1 protein-coding gene is annotated in these 543 nt (G+C 68.1%); it reads left to right on the top strand.

Annotated elements, in window-relative coordinates; all coding sequences use genetic code 11:
- The coding region (locus tag ACH35V_RS42320) for an alpha-amylase family glycosyl hydrolase (protein WP_395980542.1) at positions 1-543 on the top strand (543 nt) is incomplete at both ends.

Here is a 543-nt window from a genome sequence, read left to right as displayed (position 1 = left end):
TCCACCGCCAACGCGCCCTCTACGGAGCCTGGTACGAATTCTTCCCCCGCTCCGAAGGCGCCACCTTGGACCCCCTCGGACGCCGCGGCCCCACCTCCGGCACCCTGCGCACCGCCACCAAACGCCTGCCCGCCATCGCCGACATGGGCTTCGACGTCATCTACCTCCCACCCATCCACCCCATCGGCACCACCTTCAGAAAAGGCCCCAACAACACCCTCGACGCCGGCCCCTACGACCCCGGCTCCCCCTGGGCCATCGGCTCCCCCCACGGCGGCCACGACACCATCCACCCCGACCTGGGCACGCTGGACGACTTCGACGCCTTCATCGACCACGCCGCCACCTGCGGCCTGGAAGTCGCCCTCGACCTGGCACTGCAATGCTCCCCCGACCACCCCTGGGTCCACGAACACCCCGAATGGTTCACCACCCGCACCGACGGCACCATCGCCTACGCCGAAAACCCACCCAAGAAATACCAGGACATCTACCCCCTCAACTTCGACCACGACCCCGACGGCCTCTACGACGAGGTACGGC

The sequence above is a fragment of the Actinomadura sp. 1N219 genome (assembly GCF_044326405.1).
Classification (GTDB): domain Bacteria; phylum Actinomycetota; class Actinomycetes; order Streptosporangiales; family Streptosporangiaceae; genus Spirillospora.
This window is presented reverse-complemented; position numbering and strand designations above follow the sequence as displayed.